At 49.4% G+C, this 23,720-nt stretch carries 19 protein-coding genes; 5 read left to right on the forward strand and 14 right to left on the reverse strand.

Annotated features, from left to right (window positions below; translation table 11 throughout):
- Positions 1-36: 36 nt before the first annotated feature.
- Positions 37-5,292 carry a DUF748 domain-containing protein gene (locus BTJ40_RS19520; protein ID WP_108734648.1) on the reverse strand — a complete coding sequence of 1,752 codons (5,256 nt, stop codon included), beginning with the start codon at positions 5,290-5,292 and terminating at the stop codon, positions 37-39.
- A 203-nt stretch (positions 5,293-5,495) separates the two neighbouring features.
- On the opposite strand from BTJ40_RS19520, the gene selD reads away from it, so the two are divergent.
- The 3 genes from selD (at position 5,496) to cobB (ending at position 10,179) form a co-directional block, all read left to right on the forward strand.
- Complete coding sequence (gene selD, locus BTJ40_RS19525) at positions 5,496-7,781, forward strand: selenide, water dikinase SelD (RefSeq protein WP_108734649.1); 2,286 nt, start codon at positions 5,496-5,498, stop codon at positions 7,779-7,781.
- 185 nt (positions 7,782-7,966) lie between these two features.
- A complete protein-coding gene (locus BTJ40_RS19530; protein ID WP_108734650.1) occupies positions 7,967-9,274 on the forward strand; it encodes an NAD(P)/FAD-dependent oxidoreductase in 1,308 nt (435 codons plus the stop codon).
- Between the two features lie 194 nt (positions 9,275-9,468).
- Positions 9,469-10,179: a Sir2 family NAD+-dependent deacetylase gene (gene cobB / locus BTJ40_RS19535; protein WP_108734651.1), complete on the forward strand. Its 711-nt coding sequence runs from the start codon at positions 9,469-9,471 to the stop codon at positions 10,177-10,179.
- On the opposite strand, the gene BTJ40_RS19540 is transcribed toward cobB, so the two are convergent.
- Together BTJ40_RS19540 and BTJ40_RS19545 are read right to left on the reverse strand one after the other, a co-directional pair.
- Complete coding sequence (locus BTJ40_RS19540; RefSeq protein ID WP_157954172.1) at positions 10,176-10,745, reverse strand: histidine phosphatase family protein; 570 nt, start codon at positions 10,743-10,745, stop codon at positions 10,176-10,178. The genes cobB and BTJ40_RS19540 overlap by 4 nt on opposite strands.
- 168 nt (positions 10,746-10,913) lie before the next feature.
- The gene (locus tag BTJ40_RS19545) at positions 10,914-11,390 is read right to left on the reverse strand and encodes a DNA binding protein (RefSeq protein WP_108734653.1); all 477 of its coding nucleotides are present in this window, start codon (positions 11,388-11,390) and stop codon (positions 10,914-10,916) included.
- Positions 11,391-11,936: 546 nt separating this feature from the next.
- Here BTJ40_RS19545 and BTJ40_RS19550 point away from each other — a divergent pair.
- Positions 11,937-12,383 (forward strand): CBS domain-containing protein, encoded by a 447-nt coding sequence (locus BTJ40_RS19550; protein WP_238152068.1) that lies wholly within the window; start codon positions 11,937-11,939, stop codon positions 12,381-12,383.
- 11 nt (positions 12,384-12,394) lie between these two features.
- Here BTJ40_RS19550 and BTJ40_RS19555 read toward each other — a convergent pair whose 3' ends face one another.
- Both BTJ40_RS19555 and BTJ40_RS19560 read right to left on the reverse strand, forming a co-directional pair.
- Positions 12,395-14,236 (reverse strand): SLC13 family permease, encoded by a 1,842-nt coding sequence (locus BTJ40_RS19555; protein WP_108734654.1) that lies wholly within the window; start codon positions 14,234-14,236, stop codon positions 12,395-12,397.
- A gap of 229 nt (positions 14,237-14,465) precedes the next feature.
- On the reverse strand, positions 14,466-15,056 hold the full coding sequence (locus tag BTJ40_RS19560) for a hypothetical protein (protein WP_108734655.1): 591 nt from the start codon (positions 15,054-15,056) through the stop codon (positions 14,466-14,468).
- A gap of 685 nt (positions 15,057-15,741) precedes the next feature.
- On the opposite strand from BTJ40_RS19560, the gene mnmH reads away from it, so the two are divergent.
- Entirely contained in the window at positions 15,742-16,839 is a 1,098-nt protein-coding gene (mnmH, locus tag BTJ40_RS19565) for a tRNA 2-selenouridine(34) synthase MnmH (RefSeq protein WP_157954173.1), read from the forward strand.
- Positions 16,840-16,850: 11 nt separating this feature from the next.
- Here mnmH and BTJ40_RS19570 read toward each other — a convergent pair whose 3' ends face one another.
- From BTJ40_RS19570 to BTJ40_RS19610, 9 genes are all read right to left on the reverse strand, one after another.
- Positions 16,851-17,780, reverse strand: a complete 930-nt coding sequence (locus BTJ40_RS19570) for an SDR family oxidoreductase (protein ID WP_108734657.1) — start codon at positions 17,778-17,780, stop codon at positions 16,851-16,853.
- Positions 17,781-17,803: 23 nt separating this feature from the next.
- Positions 17,804-18,178 (reverse strand): VOC family protein, encoded by a 375-nt coding sequence (locus BTJ40_RS19575; RefSeq protein ID WP_108734658.1) that lies wholly within the window; start codon positions 18,176-18,178, stop codon positions 17,804-17,806.
- 55 nt (positions 18,179-18,233) lie between these two features.
- Positions 18,234-18,602, reverse strand: a complete 369-nt coding sequence (locus BTJ40_RS19580) for a DUF2750 domain-containing protein (RefSeq protein WP_108734659.1) — start codon at positions 18,600-18,602, stop codon at positions 18,234-18,236.
- A 61-nt stretch (positions 18,603-18,663) separates the two neighbouring features.
- On the reverse strand, positions 18,664-20,025 hold the full coding sequence (gene rlmD, locus BTJ40_RS19585) for a 23S rRNA (uracil(1939)-C(5))-methyltransferase RlmD (protein ID WP_108734660.1): 1,362 nt from the start codon (positions 20,023-20,025) through the stop codon (positions 18,664-18,666).
- Positions 20,026-20,066: 41 nt separating this feature from the next.
- Positions 20,067-20,774, reverse strand: coding sequence for a M48 family metallopeptidase (locus BTJ40_RS19590; RefSeq protein ID WP_108734661.1), 708 nt, complete (start codon positions 20,772-20,774; stop codon positions 20,067-20,069).
- Between the two features lie 33 nt (positions 20,775-20,807).
- On the reverse strand, positions 20,808-21,236 hold the full coding sequence (locus BTJ40_RS19595; RefSeq protein ID WP_108734662.1) for a hotdog fold thioesterase: 429 nt from the start codon (positions 21,234-21,236) through the stop codon (positions 20,808-20,810).
- Positions 21,237-21,318: 82 nt separating this feature from the next.
- On the reverse strand, positions 21,319-21,933 hold the full coding sequence (locus BTJ40_RS19600; protein ID WP_108734663.1) for a DUF2799 domain-containing protein: 615 nt from the start codon (positions 21,931-21,933) through the stop codon (positions 21,319-21,321).
- Positions 21,934-21,988: 55 nt separating this feature from the next.
- The gene (locus BTJ40_RS19605) at positions 21,989-22,639 is read right to left on the reverse strand and encodes an MBL fold metallo-hydrolase (protein ID WP_108734664.1); all 651 of its coding nucleotides are present in this window, start codon (positions 22,637-22,639) and stop codon (positions 21,989-21,991) included.
- 50 nt (positions 22,640-22,689) lie between these two features.
- Positions 22,690-23,583, reverse strand: a complete 894-nt coding sequence (locus tag BTJ40_RS19610) for a hypothetical protein (RefSeq protein ID WP_108734665.1) — start codon at positions 23,581-23,583, stop codon at positions 22,690-22,692.
- Positions 23,584-23,720: the final 137 nt, after the last annotated feature.

The raw sequence follows: 23,720 nt of genomic DNA on the forward strand, positions 1-23,720 counted from the left end.
ACAATATTTAAATTATTTAAGATATGTATTGGACGTCTAATTTGAAAACTCAACTCTCGGATCACCAAAGTCCTTACCAATATAATCAGGTGCACAGGGAATTAATTCCGAGGCTTCAATTCCTGCATCAATTAAATATCTCTCTACTACTCTGCTACGCTCCATTGCCAGGTTTTCCAGTTCTTCACGAAGCTCCAGAGGTGGATTGCGATAGAATGCAACCAGAGCTCTTCGACTCCTACTTATACCCGCCGCCGCATAGGGATAGAGGGCTTGCCAGTCTCTGGCATTGGAAATACCACAGACACCCGGCCGCGCATCAGGGTTTTTGTGTAGCACAAACACCATACGTTGCAGCTGAGTCAATGCCAGGTTAGTCAATTCTGAGCTGCCTGGCTCAAAATCGATAGAGGTAAAAGATTTAGCCCGGAATCGCCCCCAGGCATAGCGCACCAACAGATAAACCCCATAAGGAGTAAAGTAGCTAATCAGGGCATCTATAATTGCCTTCTGTAGGAGTTCACTAAATACAAAGCTAAAAGAAAATTTGGGATCGCGAATATTGCCACTTACCGGCATACTAAACCTGATATCTCCTTTACCATCTTTGAGCAGCCACAAAGCAACGTTCAGGGGTATCAGCGTTGACTTTACTGGAAGCTGATCATCTTTCCGAACTCGGCGAACTTTTAGTTTCTCTAGTCGAATATCGGCAAAACCATTCAGCTGGTTCTCGAATACCTGGATATTAACTACAGCATCTCCTTGTCCTTGAAGAATTTTATAACCCAATAACTTCGCCATATAGGGCGTAGCAGGAATCAGGTTTACGCTGGTAAGGTATCCGGTGAGATCCGCATTCCACTTTTTGTCGCCCAGGTAATCTACCGTACCCCCTATCTGAACTTCACCAAATCCACCAGGCCTCCCATTGACGACAATTACCGCCGGGGGATGTTCAGCCAGATTGCTTAAATCGCTGAGATTAAAATTGATATCCCTGACTGGCAGGCGAGCTCGGAATTCATCCTGGTGATCGACCCAACTGAAAGTACCATGTTTTAGATAGAGATCACCGAGATGGTACAGCAAAGGGGAAACACCCTTCTCTCTGAACGTAAATGTATCAATACCACCAAACCCTCTCAGCTCATTTATCTTCCTGGCTACAGGGAACTTTCCAGACAAGTCCCTCAAAAGAATGAATCGGGGGCGCAGGAAATCGATAAACCCAATATTGAGAAGCTTCTTTGGACGGTAGTAGCTTAAGCCTTCAACCCAAAGGGACTTGAAATCAGCCATCCATCTATGACGATCAAACTCCAGGCTTCCTGGATTTCGTTCAAAAAAGTGAAAATGAAGGGCCTCAGCAGTGGCAAAGCGCCACTCAGTATCCGTAAAGAGTAAATTCGAAAAGGTAATACTCTCACCGTGTACTAACTCTTCCCCTGTCGGTGAAAACAAGGTTATACCATTGACCCGTACAACCGAGAGATCAGCCCCTTGGCCGCGATGGTAGTTTCCCTCCAACATTAAACTTGAAAAACTAAAGCAGTGATCGCCCTGATCCAGGTAGCCACTGGGAAAACAACCAGCAATCTCCTCGAACTGTAATTCTCTAAAATCAATTCCCTGCCGACCAATACTTAAGTGCCCGGCCCCCATACCGGATACAGATAAAAGCTTAAGAGGCAAGTCCTGCGGAAAATTCTGTTCATGCAGCTTTACATTACTAATTTTGATCCCCGAAAGTATAAGCTGCCGCCCGCCAGCACCATTAGTGCCCTCTGCCTTGCCAATACTAAATGCCCCAAATTCATAGCAGGGAGCAATTTTGTCATCTTTTAGCATACCTGCGGGCATACACCCCCTGGCACCAGTTGCTTGAGCGAGAGATTCACCTTGCAGAGAGATATTATCGATTTCAAATTTTGGGATTTTTAGTGGTCCCAGCTTTTTTCTGGGTATGGATAATCCCACCAGTTCCACGGAGCCTTGCACTGACCAAGGAGTAGATAGCTTTATTTTCTGCAATCCAGGCATGGATAACCTATCCACACCAAAGCAGTGATGGGAATCGCCTACCTTAGCCCGGTTCAACTTGGCCACCGTTACTGCCAGTCCTGTATCCTTGGTGCACACCCGGATATTTAGTAAATTTAAATCTGATACTGAAAATACTGCGCCACTGTCCCAGACAAAATGGCCCCAACTCAGACTCTGTACCCCTGCCTGCAAGTAATCACTACCCTTTTGCCAAAAGGCGATAGGCTCGCTCTTTAGTGGTCCCAATTCCAACCGGGTAGCACCGGGTCCTATTCCCACCTTTACCCATGAGCCACTAAAGCTGACTTGTGGCGTCTCAATACAATCGGCAAGCCTCATCTCGCTATTATTTTCTGAGAAAAAGGCCTGTAAACCACAAAACAGGACATTGTTTATATTCAGCCCATATAGATCGAGAGTACTGGCAGAGAAAGACATTCTTTCAGTGACAACTTGCCCCAGTTGTAATAAAGGTTCAGCTCCAATATTATTTTTAAACTCTATCTCGTCAATAGACCAACCACTCTGCCCTACGGAGTGAAGGTCTCGTCCATAGACACAGGTTGGTATCGACTTGTTTTTTTCCGCCAGCTTGGGAAGGCACAGCGTCAAGGTATCTGCAGTAACATCCTGAAATTCAATTTTTGACTGCTCAGGTTTTTCTCGGGACCATAACAATTCCAGCTTCGGTATAAGTACACCCCCAATATCAAATGTTTTCACCTCCGACAGATTCCGCAATTGCACTGATTTAATCGCCGAATTATCCATATTGGTGGATAAGTAATGTGGACTGGTATAAAGATAGAAATAATCTCCTAATGAAAGGCGCTCTACTTCCACACAGTGAATGTCCAGTGAACTCACCATCCGCCCACTGGGAAAACAGCTTTTAACCTGTTCCGCAACTGCATCCGGCAAAGCAATGTAAGTTTGGGAGTCCGGTCTGCTTCTATGTCTTATCCTGGCGAGTGGCAATTCTATTCCAGCAAACTCAAATAGCTTTCTGTTCTCCTTTGTTTTAGCCTCTGCACTGTCGACAGAAACTTCTCCTATGGAAACATCTATCCCCTCTTGCCATGCTATCAATAAAGGTTCGCCCTGGCGTAAAGTTCGAATGTCAAAGCAAACAGGTAGCTCGTCGTGATTTTTATTGGCACGATAGAATAATCTGATCCAGCTTTGGGTAAGGCACCCACCAAGCTGCTTTAAAGAGAGGCTCTTTATTTCCAGATTGGGGTTCTCTACGGTTGCCAGCGCTAAATCATCGGGACTTTTCTCCGCATCAATATCCTGTTGATCCAATCTTCCTTTTTCGCTACCGTAGTTATCATCTTCGGCCCCCGCAGGAATTCCTGGCAACTGGGTGTTTGCCAACCAAGGATTATTTGCAACCTTTCTTTTATAGAAACTGTCTCCACTTTCAAACTGCTGAACCAGTAAACCTCCACCCACGCCACCGGAATCATTTAACCGTAATCGGTGCAACCTCATTTTTCCCAATATGGCATATCCATCTTTCCCCCCCTGCCAGGCAAAGTGCCCCCGCCCAGAAAGACTGTTTAATCGTGCACATAAGGGTTGCCAATCCGGAGGTAGGAAGTCCTGGGGCACACAGCCCGAAAGAGATTGTAAGAAAAAGTCCTGCGCTGATAGGGGGCCATCATTACCAATGGTATCAATGGATTGCCAGCGCAATTCATGCAGCTCAGCCCTCGGCCTCCCCCTGGCGCCTATGGAGAATTGTGCCAATTGCAGTGGACCACTGGAGAGCCCCCAGCCTATATCTTGCTTGGCAGAGCCAAAACGAAAAGCAAACTCCTCTGTGCTTTTGAGTCCAACCATGGACATACAATGGTCAGGTTTCTGCCAAAGCCCCCCCGGTACACATCCATTAGCGGTTTCAATCGCAAGATGGGCAAAAGACAGTATTCGAGTTTTTGCATAAAACTGAAGGGGGCCAAATACACCATTATTTGCCCTGATAGGATGGCTTGTAGATTGCGCCATATCCAAGAGGTAGCCCCGGTTTATCGAACTGGACCCCGTAGTTATTTTTAAACGATGATTCCAATCGAAAACGGTCTCTTCGGGGAGATCCAGGTTGGCGGCCCGCAGGCAGAGATGGGAGTTGGCATTGCGCAGATCCAAGGGGCACCAGTCAAATGCCTGGGCAAAACCCCGCTCCCATTGAATGCGCTTTTTCTGTCGGACAAAATCGAAGTCACTGATACTGATGACGCCCGCTCGCCAATCCTGCCAGCGTTGATCACTGCGCCGCAGCACAACATCGTCACCATTTAACATGTGCCATCGGGCAATCGCTTTGCGACCAAAGCCAAATCGCACATCGCCTTTCGCTTTGAGCCGCCGCGCTGAAGCGCAGTGACCAATCAGCTGCTGTAACCCCTGTATAGCGTCAGCCCAAGGCTGTGGGGGACACCCAGAAAAGTACTCCGCACTAAATTCACTTACGCCCGTATCAAGGCTCGGCCAAAGGAAGCTGACCCTATCCCCGTGCAGCTGTCCAATCACCGTATTGTAGTGGGATTGACCTCTCTCCCAGGCCAACAAATCACTGACCAGTAAATCAGCTGCCTCGATGTCTACCTTAAGGGGCACATCACCTTTGCGCCACAAACTCAAAAAGAAGTCACTTGCGCGAACATCATCGAAGGAGGCACAGGTGGCTTCCATCCAGATCGGCTTGTGTAAATAGCAGAGTTCACTGTCGCGCACTTGCGCCCAACCAATCGTCAGGCGGAAGTCCCGGTCCTGTCTTTTCCCCCCTCCCAGGCTCCACCCTCCCACTTCCCATACTCGATAGAGTTCACCGGGGGTGGATTGGAGGTCCATATATGCACCACTCACCGAGGCTCTGGGTAAATGGACCCTGCCACGCAGTAATTGCCACCAGCTGTAGTCGAGCATCACTTCACGGGCAGAGAATCCCCGCCCCTCTTGATTTTTAGCTTTTACACCGAGAGCATTAACACTCAAGTCCAGGAGTGACACCTGCAGATGCTTAACATGAAACTCAAGCCCCCGCTCCTCCATCCATTGGTCGGTTTTTTCACGCACCCAATGTGCCGCCCACCAATGCACCACTTCCACCAGCAATAGTGCGGAGAACAACCACCACAATAAGCGGCGGCAAAAGGCACTTTGAGTAGTAGGCTCTGAGGGCATTAGAATTAAGCGCCGGGCAATAGGTTTTACGCAGACTGCAATTGCAATTAGGCCCATACAGTAAAGACCAGCACTTGGGGATTTTTTTACCCTGACGCCCCTATCCGCGATAATAGGCAGTCACGTCGCTCATTCGCTCGCAGCTAAATGCGAACTGTCTACTATTTATCCAGGAGTGTATTTGCGCGGCGCGGGAATTTGGGAAGCCTGTATCGTTTACCGCCTCTCATTTTTTTCTTTTACCCAGCCAGTGAGCAGACATGCAGGAGCACCCAAACTATCAGGACATCCTTCTGGTCGGCGGCGGCCACAGCCACGCTATTGTGCTGCAAATGTGGGCCATGAACCCACTGCCCGGCGCGCGCCTGACCCTGGTCTCTCCACAAGTGCAAACTGCCTATTCCGGCATGCTGCCCGGTATGGTCGCTGGCCACTACTCCCTGGATGACACCCACATTGATCTCGCCCGGCTGTGCCGAGCTGCAGGAGCCCGTTTTGTTCAGGCCTGTGCCCACGAGATTGATATTGAAGCCCGCAGCGTATCCCTACTGGGCAGGCCCCCGATGGAATACGATCTGCTCTCTCTGGATGTAGGCGCCACTCCCGCCCGCGAGTTACCAGGTTCCGAACTGGCAATCCCAGTAAAACCCATAGGCCACTTCTACCGTTTTTGGCAAAAAGTCCAGAAGCAGGCAGGTGAAGGCGACTCCACAATGCGTCTGGGGGTTGTCGGCGGCGGTGCCGGGGGCTGTGAACTGACCATGGCAATGGCCCGCGCCCTGCAGGGGGCAGTTAAGGAAAAGCGCGCTGAAATTCACCTGGTTCACGGTGCAAGTGCTATACCCCAGGGCTACCCAAACCGAGCGCGAAAATTAGTCGTCAGGGAAATGGAAAAGCTGGGTGTCCAACTACACCATAACTGGGCGGTAAATGAAATTACCGAACAGGGTGTCGTCAATGCCAGAGGCGAGTGCCTCTCCCTGGACCAGGTCATCCTTACAACCAATGCCTGCGCCCCACCCTGGTTAGCTAATTCCGGCCTTTCGCTGGATGAAAAGGGGTTTGTCCTGGTGGATCAATCACTTCGCGCTGAGGGAAGAGCAGATATCTTTGCTGCCGGTGATGTTGCAAGCTTTGCGCCGGAACCCCTGCCAAAGGCTGGGGTTTACGCCGTTCGCCAAGGACCGATCTTATTTCACAACCTGCGCGCCTCCCTGATCGGACAGCGTTTAAAACAATATCGGCCGCAGCGGGATTTTCTCAGCCTGCTCTCCTGTGGCGGCAAACGGGCTGTCGCTGTTCGCAACGGTCTCGCTGCTGCTGGCCATCTGATGTGGCGGTGGAAGGATTATATCGACCGCGCATTTATGCGGCGCTTCAGCGAACTCCCAATGGATATGGCTGGCCACTCCAAAACCAAAACAGGTGAAGTCGTAGATCAGCGTGCGGGCACTTCTCTTTCACCCATGCGCTGCAATGGCTGTGGTGCAAAAGTCGGAGCTGATATACTGCGGCGCACTCTGGCCACCCTACCGACACAGAATTCTGATTATCTTCTGCGAGGTGTTGGCGATGATGCTGCCGTCATGGACCTGCCCCCTAACCACTTATTAGTTCAGAGTTCCGATCAACTGCGGGCCCCTGTGGATGATCCCTGGATTTTTGGCCGGTTGGCAGCCCTTCACGCCCTGTCCGACCTGTTCGCCATGAATGCCCGCCCTGCCAGCGCACAAATTCTCGCTACCCTGCCGACAGCTGCTGAAGAAATTACCCGGCGAGACCTGCAGCAATTGCTCGCAGGTGCCATCCACGAACTTAACCGCCACCATTGTGTTCTGTCTGGCGGACACACTGCTGAAGGCTCAGAAATGCTGATGGGGCTCACCGTCAACGGACTGGCAGAGCGGGAACACCTACTGGAAAAAACCGGTGCCCGCAGAGGGGATTGCCTAATCCTCAGCAAACCCCTGGGTGTGGGTACCATCCTGGCCGCAGAGGGGGCGGGAGAAGCCAAAGGCCTGTGGCTGCAGCAGGCACTGGAAACCATGCTGCACAGTAATGGGGAAGCCGCAGAAATATTTGCTAGACATGGCGCCCACGCACTGACCGATGTCACCGGCTTTGGCTTACTGGGCCACCTGCTGGAAATGCTCGGGCCCGATGGACTCTGTGCGATGCTAATCGCCGAGAACCTGCCTTTAATTTCCGGCGCCGCCACCTGTGTAGAACGTGGGTGGCTATCCAGCCTCCAACCACAGAATGCCAGTGCTTACGCCTTTATTGAGAACCCCCAGGAATGGCAGCCATTACCACAATGGTCACTCATTACCGACCCACAAACCTGTGGAGGGCTGCTGGCTGCGGTACCCGTCGATCAGGCCGAAGCCTGTATCGGAGCACTGCTGCAACGAGGATACACCCAGGCCTCCGTTATCGGTGTGGTTACAGGTTCAGAAACCTCAGAAGTAAGCGTTCAGTTGCGTAAATCAGAGGATTGGCGCACGCTGATCACACAGGACAGCGAAACCGTGCAGAGCCAGGCCTGAGGATTTTTTCAAACCCATGCAGCGGTCGGTTATGGATTTTGTATATTTTCACTTAAAAAAAGGTTCTACACCGGCTCCTATTAACTTGTCAGCTATCTCCCGTCGCGACATACTAGCGCTACAAAAAACAAAAAGGTCTTCACAGATTGGGGAGTCGGCTTTTAGTAATCGACAGGAAGACCCACATGAAAAAGATTGTTATTGTTGGCGGCGGCGCCAGTGGCCTGCACTTGGCAACACGGCTCGGTCAACATTTTTCTTTCACACCTTTTTTTAAACGTCGCCGCAAATCCCCCGCCGCAAAAGTCACTCTGGTTGATAAAAGTCGAACCCACCTATGGAAACCCCTTTTGCATCAAGTTGCCTCTGGCGCACTGGATGCCAATATGGATGCGCTGAACTATCAGGTGCACGCCCGTATCCACGGTTATGAATTCCAGCTGGGAAGCCTGAAGTCTCTCGACCGCGAGCGCCAGGTTATAGAGCTGGACCAGGTCAATGATGATGATGGCAATGAATTAGTGCCCGCAAGGGAGTTAGAATACGATTATTTAATGCTGTGCATCGGCGGGCACAGTAATGACTTTCATATTCCCGGTGTCAGGGAGAATTGTTTTTTTCTGGACAGCAGCAGTGAAGCTCAAAGGTTTCACCGAAATCTTCTCAATCATTTCCTGCGCTTGGAAACCTGTGTCGACGATAAACTACAAGTGGCAATTGTTGGCGGGGGGGCAACGGGCGTAGAACTCTCAGCTGAATTAGTAGATGCAGTAAAGCTGGTTGGCAACTATGGGCGCATTCGTCCCAATGCCATGGAGATCACCCTGATAGAGGGAGGCGAGCACCTACTTCCTGCACTTCCTAAACGAATTGGTAATAATGCTGAACACGAACTGGCCAAGATGGGAGTCAATATTCTCACAGGGCACCATATCGCAGCCGCAACGAGAAATGGGCTTGTGACCGCCTGTGGAAACGAGTTACCTGCAGCCATCCGGGTGTGGGCCGCCGGTGTCAAGGCACCGAAGTTCCTAACCCAACTGGATGGTCTCAGCACTAATCGACTCAATCAAATCGAAGTGGAAACCACGCTTCAAACCCAAACTGACCCTAAGATTTTTGCCATGGGAGATTGCGCCAGTTGTATCGATGGCAATCACCAACGAGTACCGCCACGCGCCCAGGCTGCACAGCAAATGGCGACCCTGGCTGGCGATAATATTATCGCCCTTGTAGAAGATAAACCTTTGCACCATTTTTATTATCGAGACCGAGGCTCTCTGGTATCCCTCAGTCAGTACACTGCCATTGGCAACCTGATGGGGGCACTGGTTAAAGGCAGCCTTACAATAGAGGGGCGCCTCGCCGGCCTTGCCTACCGCTCACTCTATCGCATGCACCTGGCTGCAATTCACGGATGGCCTCGCGCTATGTTGCTCTACCTGATTGGGCAGGCAAACCGCTTTGTAAAACCAAAACTGAAAATGCACTAAACCCACAGCCATAAATAACCAAATGGTAGATAAAAGCCATTGCATTTTAGTTATCAGTCAGCGGCAATATCTTCATCGATAAAAATCTGCACATGGAAGCGCCGAGACGATAATATCAATGGCTACACAAGCCCATCACCTAAAGTCATCAGGCTTCTACTAAGCATCTCAATAGTTCCTACTTAAGGCCGAAAATGAAAAACCAGTATCAAAAAATTGTAGTGCTTACCGGTGCCGGTATTTCAGCCGAATCCGGCATAGGTACTTTTCGCGGAGCCAATGGCCTTTGGGAAAATTATCGTCTGGAAGATGTCGCCACTCCGGAAGCATTTGATCGCGATCCCGCATTGGTACACAGATTTTACAATGAACGCCGCCAGCAACTGCTATCTGCGGATATCAAACCCAATCCCGCCCACCTGGCCCTGGCTGAACTGGAGCAGAAATTTCAGGGGGAATACTTACTGGTTACCCAAAATATAGATAACTTGCATGAGAGGGCAGGAAGCGAGCAACTCATTCATATGCATGGCGAGTTGCTAAAAGCACGCTGCAGTCTGAGTAACGAACTATTTTCGCTTAACTCAGACCTCTCTATGGCAGATATTTGTGACTGCTGCCAGCAAGCGGGAACCCTTCGTCCACATGTAGTCTGGTTCGGCGAAATGCCGCTCGAAATGGATACTATCTATGAAGCACTATCGGAATGCGATCTATTTATTAGCATCGGCACTTCGGGGAATGTCTATCCAGCAGCGGGGTTTGTCGAATGTGCCAACCAAGCCGGAGCCCAGACCATAGAGCTTAACCTGGAGCGCAGTAGTATCGGTGATGCCTTCAAGGAGCACCGACACGGACCGGCTTCACAGGTAGTCGATAGGTTTGTAAAAGAAATTATTAATTAAAGAGTTTCTGTGCTGATATTATCATCTTGCAGCGGCTTCATCGGACCATAGCGTTGAATCAGAGTGGTTACTCCCTCATCATCACGCACAAGAATATACAGGCGGTCAAATTCACTGGCCTCTCTAATAGGCCGCCCTTTTTTACCGCCGAGTAACTCTGCAAGTTTTGGGGTGGTATTGCTGTGCCCAACGACTAAAATTCGCTTTCCTGCCTGACTCAAAGAATTAGCAAACGCTTTTAAATCTCTTGGGTCATAAATTTTGACTTCAAGCCCCAATTCTTTTGACAGAGGCTCAGCCGTTTCCCGGGTTCGATTGTAGTCAGTGCTATAGATAGTATCGATTCCTACACCACCAAGAATATAGGCAAGTTGTCGCGCACGTTGCCGACCCACCTCAGTCAGGTTAGGATCTCGACCAACTCCAGGCCCCCTCTCTTTTTCTGCGTGGCGTACCAGGTAAATAACCTGTGCCTGAGACTCAGAAGAGTCCGCAAAAGCCGAGTTCGGAACTCCAACCAGAACAAAAAGTATACAGAAAATATACCGTTTAAATCTTGAAACCACAGCATAAACTCCCTGAAAATAATGGGGCAGACTTATGCAAAGTATAATAAGGCAAGTAAAGGGAAGATGCGGCGAAAATGCCAAATAATGCGATAAAATAAACTCGAAAGGTTTTTAAAAAAATATTTGATGCCGGATATCCGGCATCAAATTAGTGGTCACCCAGAGTTAGATTTTCCACTCTTTTACAGTATCCAGACCGTACTCATCAATCCACTGGCTGAGAGCCTTAGGGTTGCGTTTTTTCTTCTCAACAGTAGCGCCAGTATATGGATTGCGATAGTGACCCGTTTCCAGCTTAGGCTCTGCTGTCTTTGCAGCAGGCGCTGCACGGCGGCCGCGACGCGGGCTGTCACCTTCTTTCTTCAAGTGGCGGGCAACACGGGCTTTAAGGGTTTGCACGTAATCTGCGGGGTCTTCATCACCCAATTGCGCAACCAGCCACTCAACGATTTGCTGACCACGTGCAACGAAGAACTCCTCTTCTTCCATGTGGTATTCAGCGGCAAGGTTTACCAGTGCCTTATCGTAGGCGATTACACCATCCTTTTTGCGTTCAGCTTGAGCCATTTGCTCTTGTAGCTCTTCGATTCTTGCCTGATGTTCGGCGATTTGTTGTTCAATTTGTTCGTATTCCTGAAACATTCAATAAACCTCAACGACGGTTATTAAAAAACACAGAGATATACCTGTGTCGCTGGGCGACACAGACTGCTATTTCGGATATACCGTATAAAAAATCAACAAACACTATTGCTAGCCTGTGGCAAACAGCTTAGTGATGTTTATTCCGGCATATTATGAATTGCCCGATAACCATGAGTAGTTACCACTACACCTGTGAGTTCTGGTGTTAGGTATATTCGGCAAATACATTATTAAAAACTAGCCGATTTCAGCTCGCTTCGGCAAACACTCCGAATCACTGATTTTATTTCGACTGAGGTCGCGAATAATAATCTTTCACCGGCAAATATCAACCATTTGTGTCCCTACCTTTGAATATAATAGGAATTATTCAAAATAAGGGCTAAGAATTGTAACAAAGGCGGCCATATCTGCAATCTTAAAAGGATATTCACGGGGAGCGCAATTAGCTATATTGTAGCTATAGTCGTCAATTGCAAATTAGACACTGTTTAGCGGTCATCAGGCATATTGCCAAATACAATTGGATACCCAGATCAAACTATGTCCACCTCCAATAATATCCACCATATACCGACCTTGGCTGCCCTAATGACGCCATTTCCCTACCATATCGATATCAATGCCACGGTAGAGGATGCACTGGCAATGATGGAAGAGCATAAGGTGCGCCACCTGCCAGTCACACGGGCTGGCGATTTAGAGACGGTGATTTCACGCGGGGATATCGAAAGAGCCAATGCCCCTGGACATAGGTTAGAAGAGCAGCAACTTTATGTGCATGACCTATGTGCCAGACGTCCCTTTATTGCAGATATCCACGATCCACTGGATAAAATCCTCCTGGCAATGGCAGATACCAGTATTGGCTCCGTACTGGTTATGCGGGAAGGCGAGCTGGTTGGTATTGTGACAGTCACTGATATTCTGCGCTTTTGTAGTAAATTTATGGCAGAACTGGCCCAGCCAGTAGACGACTCTATCGCCTGAACTCATCGCGATTACAGGGGCCAGACCCAGAGTAACATGGGGATACTCACTACCAATACCAACAACTCGAGAGGTAGCCCCATTCTCCAGTAATCCCCAAATTCAAATCCTCCGGGTCCAAGGATCAGAGTGTTATTTTGGTGCCCAACTGGTGTCAGGAATGCACAAGAGGCACCAATTGCGACAGCCATCAGGAAACTGTCTGGATTCACTGCCAGCTGCTCTGCAGTGCTCATCGCAATCGAGCACATCACAGCTGCAGTGGCGACATTATTCATAAAGTCCGACAACGTCATGGTAACCACCAGAATCAGCCCCAGGGCAAAAACAGCACTCCCCTGCGCCAAAACATCCAGTAAAAACTGCGCCACCAGGTCAGCTGCGCCGGTTGACTCCATCGCATCGGCAACCGTGATCAGCGTTCCCAATAGAACCACAACGGACCCATCTACTGAGTCATAGACATTTCGCAACGGCACAACCTTCAATGCCATAAAAGCCAGCACACAAGTGGCAAAGGAGATCGCTGCAGGCAACAAACCAAATGCCGCACCTGCAACAGCAACCATCATAGCCAGTAATGCAATAGCTGCCTTTTCTTTGTTCGGGATGCTGATATCCCTTGATGCCAGAGGCACACAACCTTTATTCCGGGAAAAACTGTTCAGGTTTTCATCAGTTCCCATCATTAACAGGGCATCACCGGCGAGTAGTGGCGTTGAGCGCAAGCGGCGCACCGAACGACGCCCTTGGCGGGAAAGTGCCAGCAAGTGGATCTGATATCTGGCTGCCAGGCGCGAAAACCTTACGGGCCGTCCAATTAGAGGGGAATCTGGCATAACCACCAACTCCCTCAACTGCATATCCGTGCGGTCTGTCAGTTTTTTAACTTGGCTTCCCCCTAGGGAATTACTCTCTGCATCGCCGCCGTCAGTCTGTGTTACCTCGGAAGTTGGATCTGATCCAAGAGCTCCCACCGTTTTCAGGCTGAGATTGGATAAGCAGGTGGCAAGACTCTCTGGCTCGGCCTCAATTACCAATATGTCGCCACTATTAACTTTGTGCCAGGGCGTCGCAGGAGAAACCCTGGCATCATTGTGTACAACACCCACTATCTGGGCATCCTCAGTTCCCAGCATCTTGGAGATTTCTCGTAGATTCTTGCCGGCAGCCGCACTTTTTTCCTCGACCAGAGCCTCTGTCAGGTAGGTGCCAGTTTCAAAAGAAGAAGCTCCCGCCCGGTTACGAACAGGCACCAAACGCCAACCGACAAATGTAATAAATAGAATCCCAGCTATCGCAACCACCAGGCCGACAGGGGTGAAATCAAACATGCCATAACTACCCGCACCAGAATCGGCACGGAAACCGGATACCACCAAGTTTGGCGGCGTCCCTATCAGGGTCGTCATGCCTCCCAAAATAGTGCTAAAAGAGAGCGGCATTAGGATTTTTCCCAGTGCCATCTTTTGTTTTTCTGCCATATCAGCAGCTACGGGCATCAATAAAGCCAGAGCACCCACATTGTTCATAAAACTGGATAAAAAGGCAGCCAACCCCGTCAATAACAATATGGATATTGAGATATTGCCACTTTTTCTTACCACACGCTGCGCCAGGGCATCCATTGCCCCCGTATCCTGTAATCCTCTACTCAGAATTAATACACAAGCCACCGTAACCACTGCCGGATGACCGAAACCAATAAAAGCATTTTCAGGGGGGATCAGCCCAACAAATACACAAACTAATAAGGCTGCCAAAGCAACCATATCATGCCGCCAGCGCCCCCAAATAAAAAGAACGATAGTCACGCTTAAAATAAGCAGAATAAGGATTTGATCCAATGTCATGAAGGATAATATCCCCGAGAATATGATCTGCGTATATATTCATACGCCTGTCCATTCAGGGTATACCCGGAAAACCATTTGGAGTGAAATAACGCGCCATAAGCGCTGATTTTTTTCTAATAAATGATGGGGGTAATATGGTTTAGAGACTAATCAACTGTATATTTGCCCTCATCCCTGAGGAGTCAATCTTATTTATATAATACGACTACTACGTATAATTCCAACCCTAAGAGAAAGTAACAGCACGCTCCTCCATAGGAAAAAATTCATGTCCCACTTTAATACAAACTTTATTAGTGCTACATGAAAACCAGCCTAAATAGCCAGTCACTTTAATGCTTGAATATGTACCAACCATTTGCTGCTGTAGACGTTGAGCCCAGGGCCTTAATTTTTTTCCATCATAACCCGAACCACAGGCGCAAACATGCAGGTCAACAAAATTTACGGGTAGACCTTCTTTTGTGAGAGTAGTAGCCAACTGCTCTGGAGTATAAGTTTTCCACTCTCCCCCTTCCCAGGAAACCGTGCCCCTTTCCACTACTTTTTTCTGCTTGTTGCTGCCGACTGATCGCTCTGCACCAATCACTTTTCCATCAGCGGCTCCAGTACCATGAGTAACGATATAAAGCGTATCTGCCGCAGTTAATTTACTAAGGCATTTATCCACCCATCGATACATGGCCTTGCCACATCCAGAGGTTGCTTTATTTGCCAAAATCTGATTTACAGGAATTTTCCAAGCAGCTGCCAGGTCTTTCGCAAACTCCTGCATCTCCTCACTGTTTACCGGGATATAGATATATTTTTTTGACATTTTTTATCAAATTTTCCGTTTTAATTCTTTAACAAGGGGGCAAACTAAAATCTACCCGCATATATTTCACCCTTGAGGGATCTGAAAAAATGAAAGGCCAGCGAAGAACGTCTTTAAAAGATTATTTTCACCACCAATCTTCCATATATGCAAAATAGATCTGTTATAAGAAAAATGGAAAGAGAAATTTTCCCACATCAAAGACGCCTCACAAACCAATAAAAAACAACTTGGGAATCTTATTTCCTGCACATTTGTTTGATAGCTCGAATTTAATGTTTTTTGGAAAAACCAACACATAGAACCTACTTCAATCCTGATGGATATTCACCAAATGATAAAAAATATATGACCGCATATTAGATACAAGTCAAAAAATAATAAAAAAAGAAGACCAGATAATTTTCCAACAAACTAATGAAATCAAACGGCACACTAAAAAAACTTAAATAGTGGATAAAGTTGGCCTCCCAAATTAAATACAATCGCCAAGTATTCAATCAAACAAAAATTGCAGTACTTTTAAACATAGAGCTTAAAAATACGAGCAGCTGACTTATATAGGCAATTCACTTTCTCTGATTTTGTCCATCATCTATAACGCATTTCATTATTAGTAGGCCCCGATATCTAATAGCGTTACAATCAAGATCTAAAACCATCAAAAGTGAATTGGAGTATTGTTTTGCGGACAGATACTGCAGATTTTACAAAGCTCTTTTTAGAGGATACTCCCCTCTTGGATGTGCGCGCACCTGTAGAATTTACCCGTGGCGCATTTCCCTCTGCAGATAACCACCCTCTACTGGATGACTGCCAACGTGAATTAATTGGTACTACATACAAAAATAATGGACAGCAGGCCGCAATTAATCTGGGATGGGAACTAGCTTCAGAAGAGATACTGGCAACTCGCCTCACTTATTGGAAAAGTTTTATCGATCACTACCCTGACGGTTATCTCTACTGTTTTAGGGGAGGGCTGCGCTCGCGCTTCGCACAAAAGTTGCTGCGCGAGGCAGGCATTGACTATCCAATGGTAAAAGGTGGCTACAAGGCAATGCGTAGTTTTCTGCTGTCAGAGCTGGAAAAGCAGTGTGAAAATCTTCCTCTTATGGTAATCGCAGGACACACGGGAAGCGGTAAAACAGAGCTGATCAATTTGGTTCAACGATCTGTAGACCTAGAGGGTATCGCTAAACACCGAGGTTCCAGCTTTGGCCGTACCAACAGTCAGCAACCGTCACAGATCAATTTTGAAAATAAGCTCAGCATTGATTTACTAAAACTTTCCCAGAGTCCTGGTAGTGTCGTTATCGAGGATGAAAGCCGGTTGATTGGACGCTGTGCCCTGCCACACGTACTGCAAGCTGCCATGAAAACAGCCCCACGAGTACTCGTTGAGGAACCAGTGGAAGCCCGAGCACAACGTATTGTGCGCGACTATATCAGTGAAGGACTCAACCGTTTTACTGGCAGTGAAAAACCCCCTGCAGAAAGTTTGGGGGAAGAACTGCGCTTCAACCTAAATAAAATCCGCAAACGCTTAGGTGGGCTACGTTACAAGCAGCTGGACGAGGCTCTGAATTCAGCCAACCGTGAACTACTGAAAAGCAATAATAGTGAGGCCTACATTCCGGTAGTGATATCACTGCTACAAGACTATTACGATGGTAGCTACGACCACATTATGAAAAAAGCTAACCAAGAAATTTTATTTCGTGGTACTTACAAAGAAGTGCAGCAGTGGTTAAGTGATAGCAGTCAACTACCGCAAAAATAGCATAGCAGTTTTCAGGTTTTTGGAATGAGTCGATTGAGCTTAAATCGCCGCATTAAAACCCAATCCCTAAAACTGCGCGGCAGCCAGCGGGCCATCCAGGGCAACAGGCTGCTTCGATTGCCAATACGTACCAGGGGGCGGGCACGCTTGCGCAGCAGCTCGCGCACCAGTTTTTTCGCCAGTGTACTGGCTAGAGTGGCATTTTGCTGGGACTCCTGGGCACGAGCCCTGACAACCTCCTCCTGCCGCTTATACAAGGAATCGGGAGGTAAAAGACCACGCAGGGAAGTTTCGGCGTGACGCCCAAATTCCGATGCAATCGCACCGGGTTGCACCGTCATTACCCGAATACCAAAGGGTTTTAGTTCAAGTCGCAAAACATCAGAAATGGAGTGTAGGGCCGCTTTAGAAGCACAATAGGCACCGGAGAAAGGTGTGGGCATTACCCCGGAAACCGAGCCAATATTACACACAATTCCGCCCTGCTCCGAACGCATTAAAGGTACACAGGCCCTAATCAGAGCGAGAGGGGCAAATACATTGGTTCGGAACTGCTTTTCCAGTGCTCGCGTGTCCAGTTCCAGCAGCGGCCCCATCTGACCGTAACCGGCGTTATTGACCAAAATATCGAGACGCCCGTATGCCGCTTTTACTGCGTGAACCACTCGATTGATATCCGCCTGGGAATTCACATCCAAGGCCTCTGTTGCAATTCCCAGGTCCGCCAGCTCTTGTAAACTTTCCGGGCGGCGCGCAGTGGCAATCACTATGGTTCCCCGGCGATGTAGTGCCAGAGCCAGCTCCCGCCCAATACCACTTGAGCAGCCGGTAATTAAAGCCACTCGATCCGGAACCACATAACCCCGCCCAATTTGCGCAAGGCTTTCCGCAGCAAAACTTCGATTGGGGGAACGAAATCTGGAAATGGGCGGCTTATCCACAGGAACTGCTCCGTTTAATGGTCCTATCTCTCAATGGGCGTTTGCAGGTACTCAATCAATCCGAAAACATTGCCATAGGGGTCGAGAAAGCTCGCCATCAGCACACGTCCAGAAACTTCCTCTATATCCGTGTGCTGCCGCACCCCCATAGTGCCGAGTCGCTCAATCTGCGCGGCCAAATCCAAAACCTGCCAGTAAGCAACTACACCATCGGCCCGGCTGATCGCACTGCGCGCATCGGCATTTAATCCGAGCTCGCAATCACCAATACTAAACGCCGCATAGCTATCGCTTTCATAGCTGGGTTTTTGTTCGAGTACCTGCGTATACCAGGCCACAGCCTCGGTAATGTTGGCAACTCCGTAGACTGTTTTGCGCAAGCCAAGAATCTGCCCCATTTGAGACACCCCGTTGAGTAATTTTTATCCACTGGGTGAGGCACTATGGCGCAGTTTATTGCAGCTCTTGCTCCAACTGCTCCAGCAGGTCCAGGGGCTCCACCTCAACCCCTTCCAGTTCGGCGTTCCAGTTTATCCCCACCAATAAGACATCTTCATGCATGCCGGTGAGCCAGTCATCCATAAATTCTTCCAGGTCAATTGCCACTGCCTCATAGTCAGCCCAGTCTCCTTCGCAGTGGTCTTGTGCAAATTCTCTTTGCGACCAAAAGGGCATAACCTCAGTATCGGCCCGCTTTTCAGACTCACAAAGTGCAAAGCCCTCCTCACCCTGCAGGGCCCAGACGCAGCCTTGGCCGACAGCTTCAGGCAAAAAGCGCGCGCAATTATCTTCAAAATTATCGGTTAGGGTTTCGCTTTGCATAACAACTTCGCTTAAACGGTTTTACCGCAGTTTACGTTAGTTTTCCCGGCCTCAATAGGCCCTAAATTCTGTCGAATACCGCCATCGACTCAACATGATCGGTATGGGGAAACATATCCATGACACCCGCCTTACTCAACCGGTACCCCAACTTCACCAATTCACCGGCATCCCGAGCCAGGGTGGCAGGGTTACAGGAGACGTAGACGATCCTGCTGGCAGAAAATCGCGCCAATCCGCGCACAGCCTCCAGAGCGCCGTCCCTCGGTGGGTCCAACAGGATTTTATCGAAACCTGCTTCAGCCCAAGGCGCACCTGCCATTTTTTCGTTCAAGTCGGCAGAATAAAAGTAAACATTGTGTAATTGGTTCAAAGCGGCATTGTCCTCGCCCCTTTGAGTTAAAGCGCCGACACCTTCGACCCCGATCACTTCCGCTGCACGACGCGCCAATGGCAGGGTAAAATTCCCCAGTCCACAAAATAAATCCAATACGCGCTCGGAGGATTGCGGATCGAGTAACTTAACGGCTCGACTCACCATCTGCCGATTTATCGCAAAATTTACCTGCACAAAATCCTGCGGTTTAAATCTCAGCGTCAGGTCAAATTCCGGCAACTGATAACTTAGATAAGCAGCTCCTTCTGTCGGCCAGATTCTCTCCAGTGAAGCATCACTGCCACCTTGTATATACAGGTGTATACTAGTACTTTTAGCAAATGCTAACCAGAGCGCCAAGTCCTTATCTGACAGGGGTTTTAAATGGCGGAGCACCAGAGCTGTCACATCATCTCCAACCGCCACTTCCAGATGAGAAAAGTTTGCCCGGCCTTCACTTTCGCCAACAAGTTTTTTTAGCGATCCTAAATGTTCAGCAATTTTTGTATGCAGTACCGGGCACTCATCAATATCTACCAAATCATTGCTGTGCTTTTTTCGAAAACCAAAAAGCAGCTCGCCACCCTGTGACTTTTTTAATTTGCGAATGCCGATACGGGCCTTGCGCCGATAACCATAGACATCAGCAGTTAACGGCGGCAGTATTTCTTCGGGTTCAATACCGCCAAAACGCAACAACTGATCCAAAAGAACTTTTTGCTTTTCAATAATTTGTGCCGATGGCTCCAGGTGCTGAACCGAACAGCCTCCACATGAATCCACATAGGCGCACTGCGGCGCGCACCGATCCGTTGAAGCCGATAGGATTTCCTCAACAATTCCCTCATCAAAACGGCCGCGCCGTGCGGTATAGCGGAATTTAACCTGCTCTCCCGGTAAGGCACTATCAATAAACACCGTTTTGCCACCTACCCGGGCAATACCGCGCATATCGTGACTAAATTTTTCTATTGTCGCTTCAGCGCGGCTCGGCAAGTTTTTTTTAACCGGCTTGCGGCCAGTAATAAAACGGGGCTTCTTACTCATAATTAATTGGGAGAATTCAGTACAACTAAAGAATAGAAAAGTTACAGGATCAGACGGTGACCGTTATCGCGCAACCAGCGGCGCAACTCTTTAAATCTGGGGCACACACTTTGGACCAAATCCCAGAAAGCGCGGCTGTGGTTATGGTGTTGCAAATGGCAGACTTCGTGAGCCACCAGGTAATCCACTATAGGCTCAGGAGCGAGACAAACAAGCCAGTTAAACTGCAGCTCACCGCGGATACTACAGTGACCCCACTTGCTTTTGGTGCGACGGACTTTTACTGATGAAATACTTAACCCCAGCTGCTCGGCCAATACATGGGATTTTTGCGTTAATAATGCCAATGCTTCCCGCTGGTAAAGGCGTTGTAAAGCAGTTTGCAGCTGCGTATTATCGGGCTGGCGATAGCGGGTATAGAGCCTGATAGCACCATCGCCAATACCGGCACATTTGCTGCTTGTCGCACGCTGTAAGGGAAGCTGCTGTCCCAGCCAGGGAAAACTCTCACCAAAGGCGTACTGATATTGCGGCACCTGCGCGGCGCGCCGGTCGGCTGCGAGTAACTGCGCTCTCACCCACTGGATATTTTCCTGCAGGAATTCATGCCCGTAGCGCGCTGCGCAACGCTGTGGAATTCGCACTTCCACACCACCGGAAGACAGTACCAGCCCCAGACGCTTGCGCCGGCTCGAACGCACCAAGCGATAGGGAATATCTTCAAAAATAAAGTCCTGGGCCTGTTTCAAGCGGAACCTCCACTCGCGACCCAAGAGATAGTACTAGGCACCATGAGCTACAACGGCCATGGTAATGCGAGAAATACAACTGAGTTTACCATTGGGTGCATAGATCAGAATTTCCCAAACCTGGCTGCTGCGCCCAATATGCACGGGTTTTGCACGACCACGAACCTCTCCCTCCGGGACAGGGCGCAGATGATTGGCGTTAACTTCCTGACCGACACAATAAAATTTATTGGTATCTACTAATAGGTTGGCACCTATGGAACCCAGCGTCTCCGACAATACGACATTGGCACCACCATGCAAAATACCGAAGGGCTGGCGAGTGCGATGGTCTACGGGCAAGGTCCCTTCCAGGTAATCATCGCCAATTTCCGTAATTTCCATTCCCAGGTAGCCGGGCATGCACTGGGATATTCCCTGGTTCAGTTCTTCCAGTGAAGGATCTAAATGCCAAATTGCCATTACAATAAATCTCTTGTGCGTGTGATACCGGAGCATTAACCCGGACTTCTTTACATATATTCAGGACCAACAATTTTTTTACTTACCAATAAAATAATCTGGCAGAAAAAAATCCGGGGGGATAATAGCCGGGCGTTAAATGCGTGGGACCAAACAAGCCGTAACGAAACAACTCCATATCCAACATCCGCAGCTCCCAGCGAAGGCGGCTGCGCTGCAAGTACAATGCCTGGGCCTGGGCTTCACTATCAGTGTTCCGATAGGCGTAATGCAGGGAGAGCAACTCGCGCTCTAAATTATCCCGGCGCCACAAAAGGCGCTGGTAATGCTGCTCTATGCGGTATTCGGCGAGACCGCGCTCGTAATTCTGTAAAAACAAATCAGCAGTAGGGCCAGTGCAAACTCCTTGGTAATTACGTCCCCTACGCCCCTGGTGATAGCCATTTTCTGCAGTGCAGTAAGTCTCTATACCCTCTTCATGGCCCTGCAGCCATGCATCGCTATCCACATGCATGTCGTAACTGTCACACTCTTGGGCAATATCGTACACCAGCGACTGTGAGCGACCGCGAGCGCCGTCTTGCAGGCCCCGCTCATACCAGAGCCCCGCGCGGCACTCCTCTTCGGAAATTACTGCGCAGCCGCTTAACCCCAGCACCAGCAAAACGAGAAAAAGACGTATTTTTCCTGCAAACATAAAATGGGACTCCCGGCGCTGTACTTCCCGCCTGTTATTGGAATCCAGGTATCACTTAACCAAAGCGCTTGTCGGCGACAAAAGGATTGGTTTGGCGCTCCTGGCCAAAAGTGGACATGGGGCCATGCCCCGGTACAAATTGAACCTCATCACCCAGCGGCCATAGGCGCTCTTTGATAGAGCGAATCAGGGTATCGTGATCTCCCTGGGGAAAATCCGTACGCCCGATCGAACCGGCAAACAAAACATCTCCCACCAGAGCCAACTGGCTGGGGCGGTGGAAGAAAATCACATGGCCGGGAGTATGGCCCGGGCAGTGGTGCACCTCCAGTTCCTGATCCCCTACAGTAACCGTATCTCCCTGCTCCAACCAGCGGTCTGGAGTAAATACTTCGACAGCGGGGAAACCAAACATCTGCGCCTGCATGGGCAACTGCTGAATCCAGAAATCATCGCCTTTATGCGGCCCCTCTATCGGCAGCTGGAGCTGCTTGGACAACGCCGCAGTGCCGCCTACATGGTCCAGGTGGCCGTGGGTGAGCAGGATTTTCTCCAGCTTGAGACCGCGCTCCTCCACCGCCGCCAGAATCTTATCGAGATCGCCACCGGGGTCGACAACAGCCGCGCGCTTACTGTCTTCACACCACAGCAACGAGCAGTTTTGCTGGAAAGGAGTAACCGGAACCAGGTGATATTGCAGCGACATAAAAAAACGGCCCTTCATCTTTTACAGGAGACTGTTGAGGTAATTGGGGATTATACCGCGAGAGCCTGCTGAGAGGGTTGAGGATGCCGATGAGCGGGCTTATTCACTGTCTTGAGCAGGGAGCGCACATCCTCTATCAGCTGCTCAACAACTATCGGGTTCCGCCAGTAATCCTCAGGGGGCGAGGGAAAAGCCACTGAACTCAAAGCGCCGTGATCGCTCAGCGAACAAGTCTCATAATCACGGCACACCGCCTGGTTATAGGAGGGGCTCAGGGGTTTAAGGGGCCAGCCAAACAGGTCATTGGGGTGATAAAAGTTCTTCCAGCGAAAATTGTATCCCCGGGTATTGGAGGTGACCGCCTGAATTTGCTCCCGCGGTCGATCGGCACACCACAGGGGCATTGTCGGCCCCAGGGTGTACCAATGGCTCAAGGTCTTGAGGCGCAAAAACCTCTCACGCGCCGACCCTCTGTGAACTCCCGCGGGACCGCCTTCACGCCAAACACCGCAACTGACATTGGGCCGCTGGGCGTCCCAGAGGTAATTAGATAGGTTGATACAACCCACCGAATGGCTGATCAATATCACCGGAGCCCGGTCATCAACCTGATCAGCGGCCTTGGCCAGCGCCGCATAGATCTCGCGCTGGGTCTTTTCGTAGTTGTTATCCCGACGATCCACATTGCCGGACTGCGCCGCTGTCTGCGACATCCCCAGGAGTAAATATTTTCGTGCACGCAGGAAGTCCAGTTCGCGTTTCTGCATACTCTCAAAGGTGCGTTCGATATTGCTCTGGAAGTGCTCCAGGCCGGGTAATTCAGCGCAGTAGAGACGCGACCACTCCTCCCCAAGCTCGGTTTCCAATGCCGAAAACAGTGGCTTTGCAAACGTGTTATCCACAGCCCCCATACCCGCAGCAGCAAGGATTACGATATCCGCCATGGCTTCCTCTTCTTATTATTCTATCGGCGCCTTCGCAGCGCTCGGCTTTTTTAATTGAATGAACATTGATGAAAACCCGCACAAGGGGCATTCTCACTGCCAAAGAAAAATCGAAAAAATACTGAAAGTGGCGCGAG

Source organism: Microbulbifer sp. A4B17 (assembly GCF_003076275.1).
Classification (GTDB): Bacteria; Pseudomonadota; Gammaproteobacteria; order Pseudomonadales; family Cellvibrionaceae; genus Microbulbifer.

What these genes read in the sequence shown, in the direction of transcription:
- BTJ40_RS19605 (WP_108734664.1), bottom strand. Translation starts at nt 22,639, where the DNA reads ATGTCGCTGCAATATCACCTGGTTCCGGTTACTCCTTTCCAGCAAAAC.
- BTJ40_RS19530 (WP_108734650.1), top strand. Translation starts at nt 7,967, where the DNA reads ATGAAAAAGATTGTTATTGTTGGCGGCGGCGCCAGTGGCCTGCACTTG.
- BTJ40_RS19545 (WP_108734653.1), bottom strand. Translation starts at nt 11,390, where the DNA reads ATGTTTCAGGAATACGAACAAATTGAACAACAAATCGCCGAACATCAG.
- BTJ40_RS19575 (WP_108734658.1), bottom strand. Translation starts at nt 18,178, where the DNA reads ATGGGGCAGATTCTTGGCTTGCGCAAAACAGTCTACGGAGTTGCCAAC.
- BTJ40_RS19550 (WP_238152068.1), top strand. Translation starts at nt 11,937, where the DNA reads ATGTCCACCTCCAATAATATCCACCATATACCGACCTTGGCTGCCCTA.
- cobB (WP_108734651.1), top strand. Translation starts at nt 9,469, where the DNA reads ATGAAAAACCAGTATCAAAAAATTGTAGTGCTTACCGGTGCCGGTATT.
- rlmD (WP_108734660.1), bottom strand. Translation starts at nt 20,025, where the DNA reads ATGAGTAAGAAGCCCCGTTTTATTACTGGCCGCAAGCCGGTTAAAAAA.
- BTJ40_RS19595 (WP_108734662.1), bottom strand. Translation starts at nt 21,236, where the DNA reads ATGGCAATTTGGCATTTAGATCCTTCACTGGAAGAACTGAACCAGGGA.
- BTJ40_RS19610 (WP_108734665.1), bottom strand. Translation starts at nt 23,583, where the DNA reads ATGGCGGATATCGTAATCCTTGCTGCTGCGGGTATGGGGGCTGTGGAT.
- BTJ40_RS19600 (WP_108734663.1), bottom strand. Translation starts at nt 21,933, where the DNA reads ATGTTTGCAGGAAAAATACGTCTTTTTCTCGTTTTGCTGGTGCTGGGG.
- BTJ40_RS19555 (WP_108734654.1), bottom strand. Translation starts at nt 14,236, where the DNA reads ATGACATTGGATCAAATCCTTATTCTGCTTATTTTAAGCGTGACTATC.
- BTJ40_RS19520 (WP_108734648.1), bottom strand. Translation starts at nt 5,292, where the DNA reads ATGGGCCTAATTGCAATTGCAGTCTGCGTAAAACCTATTGCCCGGCGC.
- BTJ40_RS19560 (WP_108734655.1), bottom strand. Translation starts at nt 15,056, where the DNA reads ATGTCAAAAAAATATATCTATATCCCGGTAAACAGTGAGGAGATGCAG.
- selD (WP_108734649.1), top strand. Translation starts at nt 5,496, where the DNA reads ATGCAGGAGCACCCAAACTATCAGGACATCCTTCTGGTCGGCGGCGGC.
- BTJ40_RS19580 (WP_108734659.1), bottom strand. Translation starts at nt 18,602, where the DNA reads ATGCAAAGCGAAACCCTAACCGATAATTTTGAAGATAATTGCGCGCGC.